The organism is Saccharopolyspora sp. NPDC045941, from assembly GCF_056431445.1.
Window position 1 is genome coordinate 63339 of record NZ_JBWKKU010000021.1, and the last position, 22120, is coordinate 85458.

Here is a 22120-nt window from a genome sequence, read left to right on the forward strand (position 1 = left end):
CAACACCAGGGAGAAACCATGTTCTGGATTCAGCTCAGCACGTTCGTCCTGTTCAACCTGCTGATCCTCGCCATGCTCACCACCCAGATCCCCGCCCGAGCCATCGCGTTCACGACGGCAGGGCAGCACGCCGGAGGCGGTGAAGGCGCCTACACGGTCTGGCACCTCATCGCCGACATCGAAGCCGAAACCCGCGAAGACGAGCGTGGATCGGAACACGAACATCCCCGCATACCACCGGAATTCCCCACCACCGACCCAGACGAACCCACCGGACGCCACCACCTGCGCCCGTAACCGCTCGTGAGTGCTTTGGAGCGCTATAGCAATCCAAACCACTCACGAGACCCCGAGCAGGGCCGGTGCGGCGACCTCCCCCAACCCCCCACCCGCACCGGCCCACCCCGGTGACCGGGCGCGATACCCCCGACCCCACGCGCCCGGTCACCGTTGACCAGACTCCGCAGGCCGTCGAGCACGCCCGGCTTGCAGTCTTCTTTGCAATGGGCTTGGCATAACCCATGCCCGTTTCTCGGCGGACCTCGCCGGGTCTCGCGGCCTCGCACGACCTGGTGTGTAGTACTGGCAGGGCCAGCCACGCCCTTGGTGATCGGCTGGGTGACGAGCAGACTCAGGGCATGGGCAAAAACGACTTGGGCGACTTCCTGCGGGCCCGCCGTGCCGGACTCACGCCGGATGAGATCGGTCTGCCGGTCGAGTTCGGTGCCGGTCGCCGGGTCGCCGGTCTGCGGCGCGGTGAGGTCGCGCAGCTGGCCGGGGTGAGTACCGAGTACTACACCCGGCTGGAACAAGGCCGCGCCCGGCAGCCGTCCGAACAGGTACTGCATGCCCTCTGCGACGCGCTGCGGTTCGATGACATCGAGCGGCGGCATCTGTTCGCCCTCGCGGGCACCGCAGCCGGGCACAAGGACCGGGCCGAGCACTCGTCACGGCTACGACCGGCGCTGCGACAGGTGCTGGAGTCGATGGATCTGGCGTCTGCTTTCGTCAGCGACCGGAACCTCACTGTCGTCGGTGGGAACACGTTGTGGGCGTTGCTGTTTCCCGATGTGGCCGAGCTGCCGCGCCGGGAACGCAGCATGGCGCGCTGGACGCTGCTGGATCCGCGTGCTCGCCTGGTGTGGTGCGACTGGGAACGCGTCGCCCGCGACTACGTGCACGGGTTGCGGCTGGCCGCCGCCGCCCAGCCGCAAAACCAGCGCATTGCCAACCTGATCGGTGAGCTGATGATGCGCTCACCCGAGTTCCCGGCGTGGTGGTCAGAACACCGCGTCCAGGAACGCAGCACCGGCCTCAAACGCCTCCACCACCCTGTCGTCGGTGACCTGGAACTGCAGTACGAGATCTTCAACTCGGTCGCCGACCCGGGCCAATCGCTCGTCGTCTACTGCGCGCCGTCCGGCTCGCCATCTCAGGAACGCCTGCGACTGCTGGCCAGCTGGGGCAGCGAACCCGCCACCGCGCGGACTACCCGGGACACCGCCGCCGAGTCCTGACGACCGCCCGAACCGGGCGATCCAGCACCAACACCACCCAGACACGACCCCGCCATACCCGCGGGGTCGATGCCGCCGTGCCCGCGCACGCCCCGCGGCCTGGCACTCATCCACGAAAGGACACCCGTAGTGAGCAAGACATTCCTGATCACCGGCGTCAGCACCGGGCTCGGACTGGCCATCGCCCGGCGAGCCCTGGCGGCCGGGCACCGGGTCGCGGGCACCGTGCGCACCGAGCAGCACGCGGCCGCCTTCCAGGCACTGGACCCCGACCGCGCCCGGGCCTTCATCCTCGACCTGTCCGACGAGGACCGGATCGACCCCACGGTGCGGGCCGCCGAAGCGGAACTGGGCCCGATCGAAGTGCTCGTGGCCAACGCCGGCTACGGGCTCGAAGGCACCTTCGAAGAGTCATCGATGGCGGATCTGCGCCACCAGTTCGAGGTCAACGTGTTCGGCACGGTAGCGACCGTGAAAGCGGTCCTACCCGGCATGCGGGAACGGCGCGGCGGCCACATCTTCGTCATCACCTCGATGGGCGGGCACACCACCTTCCCCGGACTGGCGTTCTACGAAGGCAGCAAGCACGCCCTGGAAGGCATCACCGACACCCTCGCCCAAGAAGTCACCCAGTTCGGCGTGCGGGTCACCGCCGTAGCTCCGGGCGCGTTCAAAACCGACTGGGCAGGTAGGTCGCTGGTCCGCGCACCACGCAGCATCGCCGACTACGACGCGCTGTTCGACCCGATCCGGACCCGCCGCCAGGCCCTCGCGGGTCAGGGCATCGGTGACCCCGATCGCGCGGGCGACGCCATCCTCACCCTCCTGGACGTGGAGAAGCCTCCCGTGCACGTCCTGCTCGGCTCGGACGCGCTACGCCTGGTCGCCGCCGGGCGCCAACGCGTCCAGGACGACTTCGACGCCTGGGAGAACCTCAGCCGCTCCACCGACTCCACCGAAGGCGGAGTAACAGTCGCCTGACGCTGGACAATTCAGCAAGTCCGGCGCGGTCCCCGTCAGGCGACCGCGCCGGACTTATCCTGCTCGCCGCGGGAACCCAACTGGTAGTCCGTACCAGGCACTACCCGAGCACTTGGCAGGTTTCTCCCGCATCCCGGCGGTCCCCCCACATCACGAAATGCCCGCCGGGACGCGGGCGATGAAGCGGCAGCCGTCGGTGACCTGGTCTATCCGGACGTCTCCGCCGTGCGCGCGGATCAGGCCGCGGGTGATCGCCAGGCCCACGTCGCCCGGCTCGACGGAGTCGCCGAGGTCCATGAGCCCTCCGCAGCCGTCGACCACGATCACCTCGATCTCGTCGCCCGACACCACCGCCGTCACCGTCACCGGCTCGCCCGGCACGGTGTGCCGCACCGCATGCATCACCAGGTTCGTCAGGGCCCGCGTCGTCACCGCGATGTCGACCAGCACCGGATCGGTCGCGCTGTCCAGGCCGACGCCGTGCAGCCGCACTCCGCGCTCCAGGGCGACCGGGAGCGCCGTCGCCAGCGCCGAATCCAGCAGGTCCGCCAGCCGGGTCGGCATCCGGTCCACCGGCGCCGCCTGGATCCGGGCCAGCTCGAAGAGGTCGCCGGTCACCCGGTTCAGCCGCTGCGCGCCGCCGACCAGGCTTTCCAGGTATCGCTCGGGTTCCTGCGCGACGCCGTCCTGCAGCGCTTCCGCCGCGGCGCGGATGGTGGCCAGCGGGGTGCGCAGCTCGTGGGAGATGGCGGTGATCAGTTCGCGCTGCGCGCGCCGCAGGTCGGCCCGGCCCTGCTCCGCTTCGATCAGCGCGTTGCTCGCGGCCGTGAGTTCTTGGCGCAGCCAGCGGAGTTCCGGCTGCGGGTAGCGGCGGGTCCAGCGCCCGAGCGCCCACCCGACCGCTCCCGATGCGAGGCACATCGCAGCCAGCGCCTTGCTCACCCTGGCCACGTCTGTCACCCCTGAGATCTGTTCCTTCGGCGGCGGTGGCCGCTCGCGGTGCGGGTCGCGGCTCGCGCCGCCGCGGGTTCTCGCGGACCTGCCCGCGGGGTTCTCCGCGAGCGCGGTCCTTCCTGCACGCCACCCGCACTGCTGCGCAAGCCACTCTCGAAACAGTCCTCAAGTGCGTTCGCCCGGTCCGGGTGGGACGGCCGGCTCTCCGAATCGTCCGTTCCATTTAACCTCCCGGCAACCACGCTCCGGGAGTCCCATGAAAAGGGGTCGGAGGGCGACGTTGTTGGGACTAACGCTCGCGCACCGCGCAAGGCAGGCTGGGAACACCGTTTCAATGCAAAGCGGATTTAGCGGTCGTTGGATCCGCGGTCGATGGAGGAGAGTGGCGTGGCACGGCCTGTGCTTTCGGTCCGCCCGGAGGGGCCCGACGGTCATCGGACCATCACGGCGGCATTGGAGCAGGCCCGCCCGGGAGCGGTCATCTCGGTGCACCCAGGCCGCTACCAGGAGAACCTGGTGATCACCAAGGTCGTCACCATCACCGCCGCCGAGGGCTCGCGCACCGTGGAGCTGGCCCCGGTCCGCGGCAGCGCGGTGCGGGTGGTGTCCGAGGCCGTGCAGCTCAGCGGCCTGGTGCTGCGCGGCCGCGACCCCGAACTGCCCACTGTGGACGTTCCGCGCGGTCAGGCCGCGATGGACGACTGCGAGGTCACCGGCTCGGCCTGGACCGCCGTGCTGGCAAGGGAATCCGGCTCGCTGGCGATGCGCGACTGCCGGGTCACCAATGCCTCCGGCGCCGGGATCGTGGACACCTCCGAGGCGGGCAGCGTCGTCGAGGACAGCGTGATCGAGCACCTCGGCAGCTCGGCGATCGTGATCAGCGACCGCGCCGCGCCGACGATCCGCCGCTGCGTGCTCCGCGACAGCCGCGGCAACGGGATCTGCGCGAACGCCGAATCCCGCGGCACCGTCGAGGACTGCCAGATCTCCCGCACCGACAAGCCCGCCATCGCGCTGGAAGGCTCCAGCAGCACCACCATCAGCAACACCTCCGTCAAGGACGTGGCGATCGGCGCCTACCTGAACAGCACGGGCCGCCCGACGCTGCGGGACTGCTCGATCACCGGCACCCGGGAGCACGGCGTCGTGGTGCTCGGCGGCAGCGAGCCGGTGCTGACCGGCTGCCGCGTCGGCCGCAGCAAGGCGCACGGCCTGCTGATCACCGACAAGGCCAAGGGCAGCTACGAACAACTGCGGGTGTTCGGCACCAAGCAGGCCGCCATCCACGTCGGGGAGCTGGCCGGGCCGAGCTTCCGCGAGACCACCGTGCACGACAGCGCGAAGGAAGGCGTGGTGCTCACCGACGAGTCGGTCGCGGAGTTCGACCGGCTCGAAGTGCGCGACGTCGAGGGCACCGGGATCAGCGTGGGCGCCGGGGCGAACCCGATGCTGCGGCGGGTCACCGTGCAGGAGGCGCGCGGCGACGGGATCTCGGTGTTCGGCGGCGGGCACGGCCGGATCGAGGAGTCCGAGATCGGCGACGTCGCCAAGGTCGGCCTGCGGATCGGCGAGGACGCCGACCCGTACGTCAGCGGCACCGTGATCCGGGCCGCCACCGGCGTGGCCGTGGAACCCGGCGGCACCGGCATGTTCCGGGACTGCGAGGTGCGGGACTGCACCGGCGACGGCGTGACCGTCGCCGACCACGCGGAACTGACCATGCTGCGCAGCAAGATCCGCAAGAACGACGGCCACGGCGTGCTGGTGAGCGGCGGCGGCCGCGCCACGCTCGACGAGTGCGAACTGGTCGACAACACCCGCGACGGCGTCCGCGTCGAGACGACCGAACCGGTCTCGGTGACCAACTGCACGGCCACCGGCAACGGCGGCTCGGGCGTCAACACCCCGAACAGCACCGGCAGCGGCGGCGACCGGCTGGAGATCGAGAACCTGGACAGCCGCGACAACGCCAACACCACCGACGCGGAGGCCGGGCCGCTGGTCGAGCTGACCGCGCTGGTCGGACTGGACGGGGTGAAGGAGCAGGTCACAACGCTGGTGAATCTGACGGAGATGGCCAAGCGCCGCGAGGCGGCCGGGCTGCCCGCGCTGCCGATGAGCCGGCACCTGATCTTCGCCGGGCCGCCCGGCACCGGCAAGACGACCGTCGCCCGCCTCTACGGCGAGGTGCTCGCCTCGCTCGGCGCGCTGCGCAGCGGCCACCTGGTGGAGGTCGCGCGCGCCGACCTGGTCGCGCAGATCGTCGGCGGCACCGCGATCAAGACCACCGAGGCGTTCAACAAGGCGCTCGGCGGCGTGCTGTTCATCGACGAGGCGTACACGCTGAACGCGCAGGAGGGCGGCGGCCCCGACTTCGGCCGCGAGGCGGTCGACGCGCTGGTGAAGCTGATGGAGGACCACCGCGACGACGTGGTGGTCATCGCGGCCGGGTATTCCGAGCAGATGCAGGGATTCCTGGCCTCCAACCCCGGCCTGGCGTCGCGGTTCAACCGCACCATCGAGTTCGAGAACTACTCGGTGCCCGAGCTGGTCACCATCGTCGGGAAGATGTGCGAGGCGCACAGCTACGAGCTCGGCGAAGGCACCCGCGAGGCCCTCGACCAGCACTTCGGGCGGATGCACCGCGGCGCCGACTTCGGCAACGGCCGCGCCGCCCGCAAGCTCTTCGAGGAGATGATCGACCGGCAGGCCGTCCGGCTGGCCGCGCTGCCGGACGCCGACGGGCCGGAGCTGTCCCGGATGCTGCCCGAAGACGTGGGCGCCGAGCCGGAATCCGCAGCGGACGACAAGCCGACGGCGCTGACCAGGCTGCGCGAGATGATCGGCATCGGCTCGGTGAAGTCGGCGGTGGAAGACCTGGTCAACCTGCTGGAGGCGAACAAGCGGCGGGCCGCAGCGGGCCTGCCGACGCCGAAGATCAGCAACCACCTGGTGTTCGCCGGGCCGCCCGGCACCGGCAAGACCACGGTGGCCCGGCTCTACGGCGAGGTGCTGACCGGGCTGGACGTGCTGCCGACGGGCCAGCTGGTGGAGGTCGCACGAGCCGACCTGGTCGGCAAGTACATCGGGCACACCGCGCAGCTGACCCGCGAGGCGTTCGAGCGGGCGCGGGGCGGCGTGCTGTTCATCGACGAGGCGTACACGCTGACGTCCTCGGGCGGCAACGACTTCGGCCGCGAAGCGATCGACACGCTGGTGAAGCTGATGGAGGACCACCGCGACGAGGTGGTGGTGATCGTCGCGGGCTATCCGGCGGAGATGCAGGACTTCCTGGACTCGAATCCGGGCCTGGGTTCGCGGTTCTCCCGCCACGTGCAGTTCGAGAACTACACGGCATCGGAGCTGGTCAGCATCTTCGAGCGCACGGCGGAGACCAACGGCTACGAGTGCGGCGAGGCCGTCCGAGCGGCGCTGCTGGACCACTTCGAGCAGGTGCCGCGAGACCGGAACTTCGGCAACGCCCGCTACGCCCGCCAGCTCCTGGAGTCGACGATGACCCGACAAGCGGGCCGCATCAGCGCCCTCCAGTCGCCGACCCTCGAAGACCTCCGGAACCTCCACCCCTCCGACCTCCCCCTCTGACCACTCCCAGGGGTCCGCAATTTCCATTGAAATCGAAGGTCCAATTTCAATGGAACTTGCGGGAGTCATCCACAACCTTCGGCGTGTCGCGGAGCGACACGCCGTCCGGCCGCAATTTCCATTGAAATCGAAGTTTTTCATCCTGGTCGGCCCGCAGCCGCGGGTCCGTAAAGCTGCATGTCGATGGGGTGTCGCATGCGCCGCAGGCGCATAACCCACCTACGACACTCACACCGCGGGTTCACGGTGCCCCCTCCGGGGTTCCCTCGGCGAGGACGGCCCTGACGCCGTGTACTGGACATACATCAGGAGGGGCACCCACAGACCAGGGAGCCTCTCACCGCCACGCAAAACGAGGTTGGAAAAACCTCAATGAACTTGCGGACTCAGCAGACCCGGCGGCGGCCGCCCCGGCACGGCGATCCCCTTTTCGGGACGTGTCGCCTTCGGGCGTCAGGGCATAGCTTCGGGGCGTGCGAACTTGTGCCAAGTGGTCGGCCGTTTTCGGGGTCATCTCGATGCTTTCCGCTCCGGCGGCGAGCGCCGCGCCGGACCTGCCACCGATCACCCCGGTCCTGTCGATCTACCAGGGCTGCCGCACGGCGTCTACAGTGGACACCAACGACATCCCGTGGGCGCAGGCGATGCTCCGTCCCGACCGCGCCTGGCAGCACGCGAACGGCGCGGGCGTGACGGTCGCGGTCGTCGACACCGGCGTGGACGCGACGTCCCCGGCCCTGGCCGGCCGGGTCGTCAACGCCGGGGAGGACTGCGTCGGCCACGGCACCTTCGTGGCGGGCCTGATCGCCGCCACGCCCCGCCAGGGCGGCGGGTTCACCGGCATCGCCCCCGGCGCGCGCATCGTGGCCGTCCGCGCCACCGACCAGGCGGGCAACGCCACGGCGGACGGTGTGGCCAACGGCATCCGCTCGGCGATCGCGGGCGGGGCCCGGGTCATCCAGGTCTCGGCCGCGGTCACCGAGGGCAACGGCGCTCTCGCCGCCGCAGTCCGGGATGCCACGGCGGCCGGAGCCGTCGTCATCGCGCCCGCTTCGACCGGCGACCCGGACAAGGCGGTCCCGTCGTTCCCCGGCGCATATCCCGAGGTGATCGCGGTCTCGGCGATCGCCCCGAACGGCGCCCCGGTCCGCGCCTCGGCACCCGAGATCAAGGTCGACCTCGCCGCCCCGGGCGCGATGATGACCGGGATCGGCCCGCGCGGCAACGGCCTGTTCGTCTCGGGCGGCGACGCGGTGGCGGCGGCGCAGGTCTCGGGCGCCGCAGCGCTCGTCCTGTCGTACCGCCCGGCGCTGTCCCCGCAGGAGGTGGCACGCCGGTTGCGCGACACCGCCTACCCGCCGCCCGGCAACGCCCCGGACCCGCTGCTCGGCAGCGGAGTCATCGATCCGGACGCAGCGCTGACGGCGGAATTCCCCACCGCAGGGGGAAAGCCGCCCGTCGTCCCGGCAGCGGTCCACATGCCACCGCCCGTGGACACGACGCCAGAGGTGACGGCGGCAGTGGTGGCAACGGCGGCGACGGTCGTGATCGCGGCCGTGACGATCGCGGCGGTGATCATCCCCCGAGGCCGCAAGCGCGGCTGGCGCGCAGCCCCCTGAGCCCCCACCCGAAGGCGGGTGCCCGCAAGCCCGCTGAGCGCCCATCGCGACGGCTCGAGAACTCGCACCGCACTTCGCCACTTCCCAGGCAAGCGCCATCACGCCCAATACCGTCCTGCAGCAACCAACACGGCCGCTGGAACGCGCCGGGGTCAGACCCGCGTCGTCTCCGGAACTTCGACGAGCTTCGTGGTGCTGACCCGCTCGTGCCAGCCGAGCCCGGCCACCATCGCCACCACGATCACGAACCCGACCCACTGGGTCGCGCTCAACTCCGCCCCCAGCACGAAGACGCCGACGATCGCCGCCGTCGCCGGGAACGACAGCTCGGCGAGCGTCGCCCGCGCAGCAGGAGTGGTGCTCAAACCGATGTAGTAGAGCCAAAGCGCGAGCAACCCGGGGATCAGCGCCAGCAGCACCAGCCCGAACGCGTTGTGCCAGCCCACCGCCACCGGCGACCCGCTGAACAGCAAGATCACCGACGCCGCCGGCAGCCCGATGGCGAACCGCAGGGTCGTGACGTCCCGCGCGGGAACGCTGCGGCTGACGAACCGCCCCAGCACCGTCCCGGCCGCCCACAGCACCGCGGCGCCCAGCGCCAGCAGCGCAGGCACCACCTGCGAAACCTCGATGTGCAGCGGGTTCTTGAACGCCAGCAGCCAGGCCCCGATCAGGGCCGGGATCGCGAAGGCGAAATAGCGCCCGCGCAACTTCTCGCGCAGCAGGGCGAACGAGGCGACGGCCGCGAAGATCGGCTGCAGCTTCTGCAGAACCAGCGGCGTCACGGGGTCGCCGTACTTGAAAGCGGCGGTGAACAGCGCGGTCGCGAGCGCGGACGAGCCGACCCCGACGACGATGATCGCGACGCGTTCCCGCCAGCCGCAGGCCCGCAGAGCACGCAAAGCGCGCGGCAGGAACGGCGCCAGCAGCACCACGATGATCACGTGTTCCCAGAACACCACGCTCGCCGACGGCAGGCTCGTCGCGAGCGGCTGCCGCCACAGGGCATCGGTGCCCCACATAGCGGTGGCCAACGCCACCAGCCAGGTCCGATCCGCGCCCCGCGATAACCCCATGCCCACAATCTATGATCTCGCCCCGCCCGTCCGGCCGGCCGCTCGCCATCTGGGACGCGATCTGCGGCTTTCGTACCCCTGTTCATACGACAGGACACGGACCGCCCGCCGCCATACGCTCGATCCGGGCCACCGCTGGACGCCGGTTTCGGCGCGTCGGCGATCGCGGGCAGAATCGGCGTCGATTCGGACAGTGATGACAAAGGACGGATACCTCATGCTTCACCAGAGCTCTCGCCTGACCGGCTCGGTCCTCGGCCTGTGCACGGCGGCCGTGCTGATCGCCGGATGCGGCGGCGGGCAGGCCCCGGCGCCCTCCGAGCAGCCCGCGACGCAGGAACACGGCGAGCACCAGGCCGCCAAGCAGACGTCGGCGACCTTCGAGCCCTACAAGGAAGGCGCCACCGCGATCACCTACAACCCCGAGCAGGTCCCGGCCGGTTCCCGCGTCAACCTGTCCTCGGAGCGCACCAACGGCCAGACCAAGATCGCGGTGAACGTCGAGGGCCTGCAGCCGAACCGCGACTACGGCGCCCACGTGCACACCAAGCCCTGCGGCCCCACCGGCGAAGACGCGGGCCCGCACTTCCAGGAGAAGGCCGACCCGGTGAAGCCGTCGGTCGACCCGGCCTACGCGAACCCGCAGAACGAGGTGTGGCTGGACTTCCACACCGACGCCCAGGGCAACGGCACGGCCACCGCGGAGGGCAACTGGTCCTTCGACAACCGGCAGGACGCGAAGTCGTTCGTGATCCACGAGATGCACACCCACACGGAGCCCGGCAAGGCGGGCACGGCGGGCGGCCGCCTGGCCTGCACCAACGCCACGTTCTGACCGGACCGCACCGCGGCGGAACGCAATTTCAATGGAAATCAGAGGTCCGATTTCCATTGAAATTGCGGAAACAGAACCAAGATTCCACGATGCGAGAAGGCAGTAGGAGGGGCGCCTGTCGGCCATCCGGCCGGAGGCGCCCCCTCTTCCGGTCTGATTCTTTAACTGAGTACTCAGTTAATTTGCTAGCCTGGTGGCATGGCTCGAACAGTCGACCCGGCACGCTCCGCAGCGCGGCGCAAGGCGATCACGGAGGCGGCCGCGACGTTGTTCGCGGAGCGGGGCTTCGAGAACACCTCCGCGGCGGAGATCGCGAAGGCCGCGGGCGTCAGCTCGGGAAGCGTCTTCTACTACTTCGCCGACAAGCGCGCCGTGTTCCGCTCGGTGTTCGAACAGGACCTGCCCACCTCCCGCGAGCTGGTGCAGCGGTGCACCGCGGGCGAGGACCCGGTGGCGTCGATCCTGACGATGGTGGACGAGCTGGCGGCCGAGGCGATGAGCCCGATCGCCCCCGGCCTCCTCGTCGAAATCCTGCGGCAGGCCGGCAAGGACCCCGAGTTGGCGCAGGTCATCGGCCAGAACTCGGCGATCCTGCGCGCGGGGTTCGCGGAACTCGTCGAGCGCGGCATCCGCGCCGGAGCCATCGATCCGGCGCTGGATCCACATGAGACGGCGGAGGCGATCGAGGTCGTCATCGACGGCGCCTTCGTCAACGCCGACCCCGGCCGCGACCCGCGGCCGATGCTGCGCCGGATCGTCGCGAAGTTGCTCTCCCACCCGTGCGAACCCGCTGGAGAACCCGCATGACCCCCACCGAAACCTCCGTCACCCTCCGCATGTCCAACGTCGTGCTGTGGCTGCTCGGAACAGGCTGCGGCGCCGCCGGTTTCGGCCTGGGGTTCCTCGTCAAACCGGTCGTGGAGTGGATCGTCGACGCCGTCGGCGATGCGCCCGGCCCGCTGCGGCTGGCCGCCGCCCTGCCGACCGTCTGGGCGGTGCCCGTCCTCACCCTCGCCGGCCTCCTGATCGGTGCCTGGCTGGCGAGCACGGCGCAGAAGGAAGCCCTGGTCCTGACGGTCAACGCCGCGTGCGTGGGCCTGCGGCAGGACGGGGCCGACCGCCACATCCCGCGCGACGCGATCGGCTCGGTGTTCCTGGACGGCAAGGAACTGGTGTTCCTCGACGCGCAGACGAAGCAGATCGCCCGCCACAAGGCCTCCGACCTCTCCAAGACCGCCGTGCGCACCACCTTCGAGCGCTTCGGCTACCCGTGGGCGGGCATGAGCGATCCGCACGAACGGGAGTTCCGGCGCTGGACGGACGGACAGCCGGGCCTCGACGAGCACGCCAACGGGCTGCTGCGCGCCCGCGCCCGGGCGCTGACCGACAAGCAGGCCGGCGCGGCGGCGGACCTGGCCGACCAGCTCCAGGCGGCGGGCGTGGTGCTCCGCGACCGCGACGACACCCAGCAGTACCGCCGGATCGGCTGATCGGGGGTCACATCGGACGGATCACGCCGGACCGGACCAGGTCGGCGTAGTTCGCGACGATCTCCTGCTGCACGATCTCGGGCGTGAGCTCCTCCGGCCCGTACTTCTCGTGCAGGTCCATGCCGAACTGCACGGCGGCCTGGTCCGTCGGGTCGGTCCGGTCCTGCGTGCCGTAGTCGGCGACGTTCGCGCCGGCGTGCAGCTCGTCCTCGCTGAACCCCGCCTCCAGCCCGACGTAGCCGTAGTGGATGTTCGACCACGTGTCGTACCGGATCTCGCCGGGCACCCCGGGAATGGGCGTGTACGTGTTGTCCTCGACCGTCATGGCCAGGATCTTCGACTTGTGGTCCCATTCCCCGCCGGGTTTGACGAGGTTGCCCCAGTCCACGTAGGCGCCGGCCTTCTCCAGACCGCTCAGGATTCCGCCGGGCCGGTTCTTCTCCTGCAGGTCGAGAACCCTGGGATCCTTGGAGTTGTCGACCATCTCGTCGGTCATGTACGCCACGATGTCGCCGAACTCCCCGAACGCGTCCCCGGGTTTGCGCTGACTGGCCACACCGGAATCGAGGTACTCGACCTGCTGAGCGGCGTCGTCCACGATGCGCCGGACCTGGATGGCCACGTCCGCGGCGAACGAGCCGAGCCTCTCCCGCATCTTCGGAAGCGCCCCGTACGCCTCGCTGTTGCTGAAGATGAGGTTGCTGATCTTGCTTTTGGTGGCCTCGACGATATCCGCGAACAAGGCGACGTGGTGGCCCTGCTGCACACAACTCAGCCGCACCACACCGGTCGCGGCAACGATGTGGCCGACGTGCGTCGCGAAGATCTGCCCCGCCGAGTCCGGCCACGCTTCGCCGAATTCGCCGGAATGGACAGGAGGTGTGGTGAACGACAGCGAGGCGTCGCGCCAGGCTCCGGCCAGCTCGCGCATGCGGTCCTGGTCGGTTTCGGGCCACCACCAGAACTCGGCGTCCGTCGATTTCACGGCATTCCAGAGTCCGTTCGGGTCGGCCGGTTCCGGGATGAACACGATCCCTCCTATCGCGGAAAGCAGCCGGCGGCGTCCTGCTGGGCGAGGAAGTAGATCGCCACCGCGTCCGTGCCGTTCTTCCCCTGCGTCAGCCACCGCCCCGGCAACGGATCCGCCAGCGCAACAACGGATTCCCTGGCCGGGCCGTATTCGCGCCGGAACGCACTCCCCAGCGGATCGCGGCCGATGCGCGACTCACCCGCCTCGATCGCCGCCCGGTGCCGGTTCCACCCGGTCTGCATGTCCTCGCCGACCGCGGTGAGCACCCGGGACAGGTGCTCGAAGTCCTCGGGCTTCATGTGGATGCACTGGGGATCCGCCATGTTTGAAGCCTGGCCCCCCAGAAGGCCCGCCGCGGCCCCCTGACCGCTTCAGGCCACGCTGGGCTGCGAACTGCCGACCGCGCCCTATCCCGCGTCCAGGTGGCCACGCAGGACGTCGTAGGTCGGGGCGAGCGCGCGCAGTACCGCAGCTGCTGCGCGGTCGTCGCCGGTGACCAGCGGGTGCTGGAGCGCACCGACCAGCCGCGCCTGCTCGGCGAGGACGACCGCCGCCTCGGTGCGACCGACCCGGTGCAAGCACGTCGCGGCGTCCGACAGCCGCCGCGCGCCAACGCGGATCACGAAGTCGACGAGCTGTTCGCGCATGTCGTCCTCGCAGCCGGATTCGAACAGCTCCGCCAGGGCGAGCGCGGCGGTGCCGCTGCCCGGCTCGGCGCGCAACCAGTGGGCCGCGCGGTCGAGCGATGCGCGGATGGCGTCATCCGGATCGACCTGCGCGGTCCGATGGAAGTTCGTGCGCAAGGTGAACGGCTCGCCGTAGTCGATGGTGTCGCCTGCCCACGCCGCGACGAAGTCGCCCACCGGCAGGCGTGCGTACGGGTAGCCCTGCGGGTCGTGCAGCAGCACGTGCTCGTCGTCGATGCCGAGTGCCACGAGGTAGTGGTCCGCGCCGACCGGCCCGGTCATGCCCGGCTGGTACCGCAGATGCCCCATCTCGACGGGGCCGACCATGACCGGACCGTTCGCCAGGCTCGCCGAGAGACGATCCAGCGCGGCATCGACGTCACCTCCGCTGGTGGTCTCCGCGGCCCAACCGAGGGCCGCCATGGCGTCGTCCACGCCGATCTCGGGGTCCCAGCCGGGCGGATCGAAGAACGGCAGCGACCCGCCGACCAGCTGCACGCCGAACGGGCTCCCGGTCAGCGTCTCCACGACGCCGACGTCCGGCGCATCCGCACCGAGCATCATGACGAGGCTGTGCGAGTAGCAGTACGGTCCTGAGCCGCGATAGGCGATCATGCGGACAAGATGGCCGTTTTCGTGCGAAAACACCACCGCCTTCCGCCGCGCCTCCGCGGCTGTGCGGGCGGTCCGCGGTCGGCGATGACCCCGGCGCGACCATCGATGTCGCGGCGGCTGAAGGTCGTTTCGGGCGTCAGCGACAATGGGCAGCGTGACCGCCACCTTGTCCAAGCCCGCCTTGAAGATCGGCCCCTACGAGGTCGATCCGCCGGTGGTGCTCGCGCCGATGGCCGGCATCACCAACGTCGCCTTCCGGCGGCTCTGCCGGGAGTACGGCGCCGGGTTGTACGTGTGCGAGATGATCACCAGCCGCGCGCTGGTCGAACGGCACCCGAAGACCCTGGAAATGATCACCTTCGACGCGGAGGAGCACCCCCGCTCCATGCAGCTCTACGGCGTCGACCCGGTGACCATGGGCAAGGCCGTGCAGATGATCGTCGACGAGAACCTCGCCGACCACGTCGACATGAACTTCGGCTGCCCCGTGCCGAAGGTCACCCGCAAGGGTGGCGGCTCCGCCCTGCCGTACAAGCGGCGGCTGTTCGCCGAGATCGTCTCGGCCGCGGTCCGCGCCGCCGAACCGGCGGGCGTCCCGGTGACGGTGAAGTTCCGCATCGGCATCGACGACGACCACATCACCTACCTCGACGCGGGCCGCCTCGCCGAGGAGAACGGCGCCGCGGCCGTCGCGCTGCACGGCCGCACCGCGGCCCAGCGCTACTCCGGCACCGCCGACTGGACCGCCATCGCGCGGCTCAAGGAGCACGTCAAGACGATCCCGGTGCTGGGCAACGGCGACATCTTCAGCGCCGACGACGCGCTCCGGATGATGGCCGAGACGGGCTGCGACGGCGTGGTGGTCGGCCGCGGCTGCCTCGGCCGCCCGTGGCTGTTCCGCGACCTGCAGGCCGCGTTCGCCGGCCGGCCGATCCCGCCCGGGCCGAAGCTGGGCGAGGTCGCCGCCGTGCTCCGGCGGCACGCCGAGCTGCTCGCCGACCACATGGGAGAGGAGAAGGGCCTGCGCGACCTGCGCAAGCACATGGCGCAGTACCTGCGCGGCTTCCCCGTCGGCTCCGATCTGCGCCACCAGTTCGGCCTGGTGTCCAGCCTCGCCCAGCTCGACGACCTGCTCGCCGGGCTCGACCCGGACGTGCCGTTCCCGGCCGACGGCGAGGGCCCGCGCGGCCGCCAGGGATCGGCGGGCAAGGTCGTGCTCCCGGAGGGCTGGCTGGACGACCCGGAGGACGCCACCGTGCCGGTCGGCGCGGAGATCGACAGCAGCGGCGGCTGAGTGACCGCGCAGCGCACCACGACCCGCGATTCCGTTGCGGCGCGCCGAATTCGCCACCGATCGGTTTTCCTCGTCGGCGTGTCGGCGCTGCTTTTCGCGGCCGGATGTGCCCAGCCGCCAACCGAATCCGAGTCGATGCGACTGTCCGAGCAGTACTTCGCGGAGAACAACTCCGCCGCGGCGCAAGGACCCCAAGCGCAACAGGAGTTCTTCCGCCGCACGCAACATCCCGATTTCCAGGACCAGACCTGCGATCTCGGAACGATCACGGTCGAACTCGACCCGGCATTGTCGACGCTGCGGCCGGATCCGGGTTTCGCCCCGGACGGCGCCAAGCCGCGCGGCGAGATCTGGGTGGTCGGAGTCGAGGTGACCACCAGGTCGGCGGGCAGCACCACCGGCCATCAGATCGGTTCGCAACACCTGGTGCTGATGGACGGCCGAATGCACGGATTCGCGCCTTGTCCATCCTGGTAATTGTTGCGCGCTCAAGCGCTGTAACGCGAAGGACGGGCCAAACCGATGAACTTGCAATGCGGTGATGAGAAACACACACTGGTCTGCTCGTCCGTGCGGGTGGGTCCGATCCGTTTTGCTTCCACACACACCCCTCCGCCCGGTACACATCCAAGGCAGCTGCGGATTCGCGCGGCGCTCGCCAATTCGGACCAGGCCAGGGTCAGCCGGTCGAGCGAATTAGGGCGGTGCGCGAGTCAGAGCAGCTCAAGCGATCCGTCCCACCCGACGACACCACGGACGGGAGGTGAGTGCGATGACCGGACTGCGCAACGGTTTCGCCGGGCCGGAGCCACTGCGTGACGACGAGCCGCCCATCGCGCTGCCTCCAGGCAGGCGTTCCCGGCAGGACCTGGCCAACGGGACCGGGATGGCCGAGCTGCACGAGTCGATCGCGAGCCTGCTCGCGTCGCGCGGCCAGTGGCGGCAGGCGTACCACCACCTGCGGTCGGCGCTGGACCTGAAGTCCACCGCGGACGCGCCGCGGGTGCCGGAGCAGCTGCGGCACGAGGTCAACCGGCTGCGCCGGGAGCACGCGGAGGCCCGCGAGCAGAGCCTGCGGGACAGCCTGACCGCCAGCTACAACCGCCGCTACCTCGACGAACGACTGGCCGACCTGCTGGCCGACCACGTCGGCACCGACCACGGGCTGGCCGTGGCACTGGTCGACCTGGACTGGTTCAAGCAGGTCAACGACACCTACGGGCACCTGCTCGGCGACCGGGTGCTGCAGCGCGTCGTGGACCTGCTGCAGGAGGTGCTGCCGACCGGCGCGTTCTGCGCCCGCTACGGCGGCGAGGAGTTCGTCCTGGTGCTGCCGGACATCGAGCCCGCGGCCGCCGTCGCGGTGTGCGAAGCAGCACGTTGCCGGGTGGAGCGGTTCCCGTGGGCGCAGATGGCACCGGGGCTGCGGGTGACGGTCAGCGCCGGCGTGGCGCACGAGCACACCACGGCCGATTCCGCGCCGGTGTCGGCCGAGCAGCAGCTGCTCAGCGCGGACGCTCTGCTCTACGCCGCGAAGCAGTCGGGGCGCAACGCGGTCGCGTACCGGACCGGAGCCGAAGTCCGTTTGGCCGGAATTGCAGCGGGACGGCGCGGGGCCGCGGGTCGGCGGGCCGACGGTTACTGATCGCGATCATGCGAAAGCACAGGGTGTATTCGAGAAACATTTACTCCGGTCAACCTGCATAGCACAGTTGGCCGCATTCGACGAGGTCCAGGGCATGATCGTGCACTGATTGTGAAGAAATTGTCGCCCACTATCGTCAATTCGGGCGATCGGCCGTACTATCTCGTAGGCGCCGACCGATACGCGTCGGGGGGTATCGAGCGCGTCGGCAGTAGTCGTAGACCGTTGGCTTTCGCAGGTGGGAGGGAAAACGCGTGCCGCAAGACCCCCGGCATGGCGAATTCGGGCACCGGCGTTCCCGCCCCGACGAGGACGTCGCCGACAACGCCACCGCCGCTTCGACCGGTCGACGCAGGCGCGCATTGAGCGACGACGGCACGGGCGGCACCCGCGTCATCGACCTGCTCTCCAAGCACGGCAAGGCCCCGGGCAACGGCTCCAACCACCGTCGCGCCGCCGAGCCGGAACCCCCGCAAGCACCCCCGGCACCGCAGCCGCCGCAGGCGTCGAAACCGCGCCGCGCCGCGCGACCGCCCCAGAACATCCCGCCGGGCCCGGCGGAGCAGTCAGACCCGCGCGGGTGGACCGCGCCGGAGGGCGCGTCGCGCCGCTCCCGCCCCGCGCCGCCGCCGAACCCCGGCACCCCGCCCGCCACGCCGCCGCCCGGCTGGGCGCCGCCTGCGGCGGGCTCCCACGCCCCCCAGGCTCCGAACGGCGAGCAGCCCCGCCAGGGCCGCCGCCGCGCGCGCCCTGAGGCCCCCGCACGGCCCGCCGACGGCCCTTCGGGCCGCGCCCGCCCGAACCTCGGCGGTGCCGCCGCAGCGTTCGCCGGTGGAGCGGCCGCACGCAACGGCGCCCCTGCCGACCTCCCGACGCGCAACGGCGCACCCGCGGAGCCGCCCGCTGGGCGCAACGGCGCACCCGTAGAGCCGCCCGCCGGCCGCAACGGCGCACCCGCGGAGCCGCCCGCCGGACGCAACGGCGCACCCGTAGAGCCGCCCGCTGGGCGCAACGGCGCACCCGTAGAGCCGCCCGCCGGCCGCAACGGCGCACCCGTAGAGCCGCCCGCCGGCCGCAACGGCGCACCCGTAGAGCCGCCCGCCGGCCGCAACGGGGCCCCGGTCGAACGGCCGGGTCGCAACGGCGCCCCAGCAGAGCCCCCGGCCCGCAACGGCATGCCGGAGCGGCCCGTCGGCAACGTCGCTCCGATCGAGCCGCCCATGCGCGGCGGAGCCCCCGGTCAGCCGCCCGCCCGCAACGGCGCACCCGCCGAGCCGCCCGCGGCCGAACCGACCCGAATAACCCAGGCGCTGACCGGCGAGTCCGCCCCTGCGCCCACCAAGCCGCCGCGCCGCGCGCCGCGCCCCGCCGCGGGCCGCCCGGTGCCGCCTCCGGTGAACGAGGACCTGGAAGCCACCACCCAGCACCCGGCCGTGCCCGCGGGCCCGCCGCCGGCCGAGAAGACCGCGATGGTCGCGCGCCCCAAGCGGGACGACAAGACCACCATCGCCAAGCCGGTGGCGCCGCCGACCTCGGACGCCGAGGAGACGGCGATCGTCGCGCCCGCCGAGCTCGACGGCCTCGACGACTTCGACGACCTGGACGACGTCGATGACGCCGACGAGCCCGGTGAGACGGGCGAGGAGCGCAAGAACGACATCAAGGAGATCGACGCCACGCTGGCGCGGTTCTCCGCGGTCCACGACGAGATCGCCGCCGAAGAGGAAGCCCGGCGCAAGAAGTACTCGTGGCTGCTGGGCAAGCGCCGCGAGCCGGAGCTCGGCACCGACATCCCGTTCGACTTCGTCGAGGGACGCGACGGCCAGTCCCGGATGGAGTGGAAGAAGAAGCAGCGCAAGCGCCGCACGAACCTGATCGTGATGGCGGTGGCGATGGCCGCGTCGCTGACCGTGTTCCTGACCCTCGGCATCGCCTGGGGCGCCACCACGCTCTGGGGCCCGCCGTCGGTCCAGGCGCTGGACCCGAATTCGGACTCCATCAAGGAGATCGCCAAGCAGACCGGCGACCAGAACTTCTTGCTGGTCGGCTCGGACACCCGGGCGGGCGCCACCGCCGAGGACGGCGTGGGCAGCGAGCAGGACGAGCCCGGGGCGCGCTCGGACACCACGATCATCGCCCACATCCCGGCCGACCGGAGCCGGGTCGTGCTGGTGTCGTTCCCGCGCGACCTCAAGGTCGACCGGCCCACCTGCGAGCGCTGGGACGCGACGACCGGCAAGTACACCGGCGAGCAGGTTCCGGCGGACAAGGGCGTGCGGCTGAACTCGGCCTACGCCGTCGGCGGTCCGCTGTGCACGACGAAGGTCATCCAGCAGATCTCCGGTCTGCGCGTGAACAGCTTCCTGGGCATCGACTTCCAGGGCTTCAAGTCCATGGTGGACGCGGTGCAGGGCGTCGAGATCTGCACCGAGAAGCCGATCATCGACTCCACGCTCGGGACCGTGCTGCCCCAGGCCGGCCGGCAGACCCTCACCGGTGAGCAGGCGCTGAACTACGTGCGCGCCCGCCACGTCAAGGGCGACCCGACCTCGGACTACGGCCGGATGCAGCGCCAGCAGCTGTTCCTGTCGGCGCTGCTGCGCAAGACGATGTCCAGCCAGGTGCTGCTCGACCCGGGCAAGCTGGGCGACTTCGTCAAGGCGGTCAGCGCGAACACCTTCGGCGAGAACATCGGCGTCGACCGGCTGATGGACCTGGGCCAGCAGATGCAGGGCCTGGACGCCAGCCGGGTGACCTTCATCACCGTGCCCACGACCGGCTACGCCGACGAGCAGGGCATGGAGGTGCTGCGGGAGGGCGACACCAAGTCGCTGTTCCAGGCGATCCTCGACGACGCCCCGATCATGTCGGGCAACGGCGGACCCGCGGCCGTCACCGCCACGCCCAGCGGCGGGGGTGCCGTGGCAGCGAATGGCCTGATGCAGCAGCAGCCCGCGGACCCGAACCAGCCGCCGGCCGTGCCGGACGGGCTGTCCACGGTGAACGCCGGAACGGACCTCTGCGGCTGAACCGCTCCGAGCCGCGAGTACTGGTTCATCACGGCCCGTTCACCGGCGGTTCACCACAGGGCATTCTGTCCGATTCCGGCGGGAAGTACCCTGGTTGTCATGCGTGAGGTTTACCAGGAACAGCTCGGCGTGCTGGCCGATGAACTCGCTTCGATGTCGGCCATGGTCGGCACCGCCATGGAGCGCGCCACGAAGGCTCTCCTGGAGGCCGACCTGTCGCTCGCCGAGCAGGTCCTCGACGAGGACGCGCAGGTGGACGAGGCGCGGGCCCGCGTCGAGGAGCACGCCTTCGGCCTGCTGGCGCTGCAGGCGCCGGTGGCCGGCGACCTGCGCACGGTCATTTCCGCCATCCACGCCGCCGAAGACCTGGAGCGGATGGGCGACCTGGCGCTGCACGTGGCCAAGACCGCGCGCCGCCGCCACCCGAACGCCGTGCTGCCGCAGGACGTGCAGCCGTACTTCGCCGAGATGGGCCGGATCGCCGTCAAGCTGGCCGGCCGGGTCCGCACCGTGATCCGCACGCAGGACGTCGAGGCCGCGCGCGGGCTCGAAGAGGACGACGACGAGATGGACGACCTCCACCGCCACCTCTTCACCGTGCTGATGAGCCCGGAGTGGTCGCACGGGGTGGCGGCCGCGGTGGACGTCACGCTGCTGGGCCGGTTCTACGAGCGCTTCGCCGACCACGCCGTCTCTGTGGCCCGCCGAGTGGTGTTCGTCGTGACCGGAAAGATGCCGACCAGCTGAGCCGTCGTCGCAGGTCACGGGTCATTCGGCCGGGAAAGTATTAATACTCGGTCTCAGTACTCGATGTTGCGATCGTCGTGTGCGATGCTCGTTCGGGTGAGAAGATTCCGAACTGCTTCCGGCGGGGTGTCCGGTGCGTAAGAGTCCGACCGTGCACCGTCGACGGCTGGGCAGCGAATTGCGGCGACTGCGCGAATCCGCCGGCCGCACGCACCGCGAAGTCGCCGCTCACCTGGACTGCTCCCAGGGCAAGATCAGCCAGATCGAACTCGGCCGGGTGCCGGTGCGCACCTCCGACGTGCGGCTGATGGCCGAGTTCTACGGCGCCACGACCGAGCAGCTCTCGACGCTGGTCGACCTCGCGCAGGACTCCAAGCAGCGCGGCTGGTGGCAGCAGTACCCGAGCACCGCGCAGCGGCCCGGCCTGCAGACCTACCTCGGCCTGGAGACCTCGGCGAAGGCGGTCAGCTGCTACGGCTCGGATCCGCTGCCGGAGCTGCTGCAGACCGCCGAGTACAGCCGGGCCCTGCTGACCGCCGGCGAGGCGGACGAGCTGCAGGAGCGGCTGACGGTGATCTCCACCCGGCAGCAGCGGCTGCTCGGGGAGAGCCCGCTGGAGCTGTGGGCGGTGCTCGACGAGGCGGCGCTGCGGCGCGCCGTCGGCGGCCCCGCGGTCATGCGCCAGCAGCTGGAGCACCTGGTGCTGCTGGGTTACCGGCGCAACGTCACGATCCAGGTGCTGCCGTTCCGCACCGGCGAGCATCCGCTGATGGGCGACCGGATCGCGGTGTTCTCCTTCCCGGACGACGCCGACCCGCAGGTCGTGCACCTGGGCGACTCGGCGAACTCCCGGTTCCTGGACAAGCCCGAGGACACGGCGGACTACCTGAAGTCGTTCGAGCAGGTCTGCACCCGGGCCCTGAACCCCAAGGACTCCAGCGCCTTCATCTCAGCCATAGCCGACGAATCCCCCGCCTGACCCGGAGGTCCCCAATTTCA

19 protein-coding genes are annotated in these 22120 nt (G+C 70.6%); 14 read left to right on the plus strand and 5 right to left on the minus strand.

Annotated features, from left to right (window positions below; all coding sequences use genetic code 11):
- The first annotated feature begins 18 nt into the window (after positions 1-18).
- The 3 genes from AC07FN_RS18890 to AC07FN_RS18900 all read left to right on the plus strand — a co-directional run bounded on the left by AC07FN_RS18890 (position 19) and on the right by AC07FN_RS18900 (position 2498).
- Entirely contained in the window at positions 19-297 is a 279-nt protein-coding gene (locus tag AC07FN_RS18890) for a hypothetical protein (RefSeq protein ID WP_478396780.1), read from the plus strand.
- A gap of 341 nt (positions 298-638) precedes the next feature.
- A complete protein-coding gene (locus AC07FN_RS18895) occupies positions 639-1517 on the plus strand; it encodes a helix-turn-helix transcriptional regulator (RefSeq protein WP_478396781.1) in 879 nt (292 codons plus the stop codon).
- Between the two features lie 129 nt (positions 1518-1646).
- Positions 1647-2498, plus strand: coding sequence for an oxidoreductase (locus AC07FN_RS18900; protein ID WP_478396782.1), 852 nt, complete (start codon positions 1647-1649; stop codon positions 2496-2498).
- A gap of 150 nt (positions 2499-2648) precedes the next feature.
- Here the strand turns inward: AC07FN_RS18900 and AC07FN_RS18905 are convergent, their stop codons facing one another.
- A complete protein-coding gene (locus AC07FN_RS18905; protein ID WP_478396783.1) occupies positions 2649-3449 on the minus strand; it encodes a sensor histidine kinase in 801 nt (266 codons plus the stop codon).
- Positions 3450-3839: 390 nt separating this feature from the next.
- Here AC07FN_RS18905 and AC07FN_RS18910 point away from each other — a divergent pair, with 390 nt between their 5' ends.
- Positions 3840-7055 (plus strand): right-handed parallel beta-helix repeat-containing protein, encoded by a 3216-nt coding sequence (locus AC07FN_RS18910; protein ID WP_478396784.1) that lies wholly within the window; start codon positions 3840-3842, stop codon positions 7053-7055.
- 473 nt (positions 7056-7528) lie between these two features.
- A complete protein-coding gene (locus AC07FN_RS18915; protein WP_478396785.1) occupies positions 7529-8674 on the plus strand; it encodes a S8 family serine peptidase in 1146 nt (381 codons plus the stop codon).
- 152 nt (positions 8675-8826) lie between these two features.
- On the opposite strand, the gene AC07FN_RS18920 is transcribed toward AC07FN_RS18915, so the two are convergent.
- Positions 8827-9750 (minus strand): DMT family transporter, encoded by a 924-nt coding sequence (locus AC07FN_RS18920; RefSeq protein WP_478396786.1) that lies wholly within the window; start codon positions 9748-9750, stop codon positions 8827-8829.
- 217 nt (positions 9751-9967) lie between these two features.
- On the opposite strand from AC07FN_RS18920, the gene AC07FN_RS18925 reads away from it, so the two are divergent.
- The 3 genes from AC07FN_RS18925 (at position 9968) to AC07FN_RS18935 (ending at position 12075) form a co-directional block, all read left to right on the plus strand.
- Positions 9968-10585, plus strand: a complete 618-nt coding sequence (locus AC07FN_RS18925; RefSeq protein WP_478396787.1) for a superoxide dismutase family protein — start codon at positions 9968-9970, stop codon at positions 10583-10585.
- A gap of 198 nt (positions 10586-10783) precedes the next feature.
- Entirely contained in the window at positions 10784-11392 is a 609-nt protein-coding gene (locus tag AC07FN_RS18930; protein WP_478396788.1) for a TetR/AcrR family transcriptional regulator, read from the plus strand.
- On the plus strand, positions 11389-12075 hold the full coding sequence (locus AC07FN_RS18935) for a YqeB family protein (RefSeq protein ID WP_478396789.1): 687 nt from the start codon (positions 11389-11391) through the stop codon (positions 12073-12075). Before AC07FN_RS18930 ends, AC07FN_RS18935 begins: the two co-directional genes overlap by 4 nt.
- Positions 12076-12082: 7 nt before the next feature.
- Here the strand turns inward: AC07FN_RS18935 and AC07FN_RS18940 are convergent, their stop codons facing one another.
- The 3 genes from AC07FN_RS18940 to AC07FN_RS18950 all read right to left on the minus strand — a co-directional run bounded on the left by AC07FN_RS18940 (position 12083) and on the right by AC07FN_RS18950 (position 14406).
- Complete coding sequence (locus AC07FN_RS18940; RefSeq protein ID WP_478396790.1) at positions 12083-13105, minus strand: WXG100-like domain-containing protein; 1023 nt, start codon at positions 13103-13105, stop codon at positions 12083-12085.
- 8 nt (positions 13106-13113) lie between these two features.
- Positions 13114-13428, minus strand: a complete 315-nt coding sequence (locus AC07FN_RS18945) for a hypothetical protein (RefSeq protein ID WP_478396791.1) — start codon at positions 13426-13428, stop codon at positions 13114-13116.
- Between the two features lie 84 nt (positions 13429-13512).
- Complete coding sequence (locus AC07FN_RS18950; RefSeq protein ID WP_478396792.1) at positions 13513-14406, minus strand: hypothetical protein; 894 nt, start codon at positions 14404-14406, stop codon at positions 13513-13515.
- Positions 14407-14551: 145 nt separating this feature from the next.
- Between AC07FN_RS18950 and dusB the strand changes: the two genes are divergently transcribed.
- The 6 genes from dusB (at position 14552) to AC07FN_RS18980 (ending at position 22100) form a co-directional block, all read left to right on the plus strand.
- Positions 14552-15700 (plus strand): tRNA dihydrouridine synthase DusB, encoded by a 1149-nt coding sequence (gene dusB / locus AC07FN_RS18955; RefSeq protein ID WP_478396793.1) that lies wholly within the window; start codon positions 14552-14554, stop codon positions 15698-15700.
- A 135-nt stretch (positions 15701-15835) separates the two neighbouring features.
- Positions 15836-16177 carry a hypothetical protein gene (locus tag AC07FN_RS18960; RefSeq protein ID WP_478396794.1) on the plus strand — a complete coding sequence of 114 codons (342 nt, stop codon included), beginning with the start codon at positions 15836-15838 and terminating at the stop codon, positions 16175-16177.
- Between the two features lie 295 nt (positions 16178-16472).
- A complete protein-coding gene (locus AC07FN_RS18965; protein WP_478396795.1) occupies positions 16473-17345 on the plus strand; it encodes a GGDEF domain-containing protein in 873 nt (290 codons plus the stop codon).
- 254 nt (positions 17346-17599) lie between these two features.
- Positions 17600-20374, plus strand: a complete 2775-nt coding sequence (locus AC07FN_RS18970) for an LCP family protein (RefSeq protein ID WP_478396796.1) — start codon at positions 17600-17602, stop codon at positions 20372-20374.
- 99 nt (positions 20375-20473) lie between these two features.
- The gene (gene phoU / locus AC07FN_RS18975; protein WP_478396797.1) at positions 20474-21121 is read left to right on the plus strand and encodes a phosphate signaling complex protein PhoU; all 648 of its coding nucleotides are present in this window, start codon (positions 20474-20476) and stop codon (positions 21119-21121) included.
- Between the two features lie 133 nt (positions 21122-21254).
- Complete coding sequence (locus AC07FN_RS18980; RefSeq protein WP_478396798.1) at positions 21255-22100, plus strand: helix-turn-helix domain-containing protein; 846 nt, start codon at positions 21255-21257, stop codon at positions 22098-22100.
- The last annotated feature ends 20 nt before the right edge of the window (positions 22101-22120 follow it).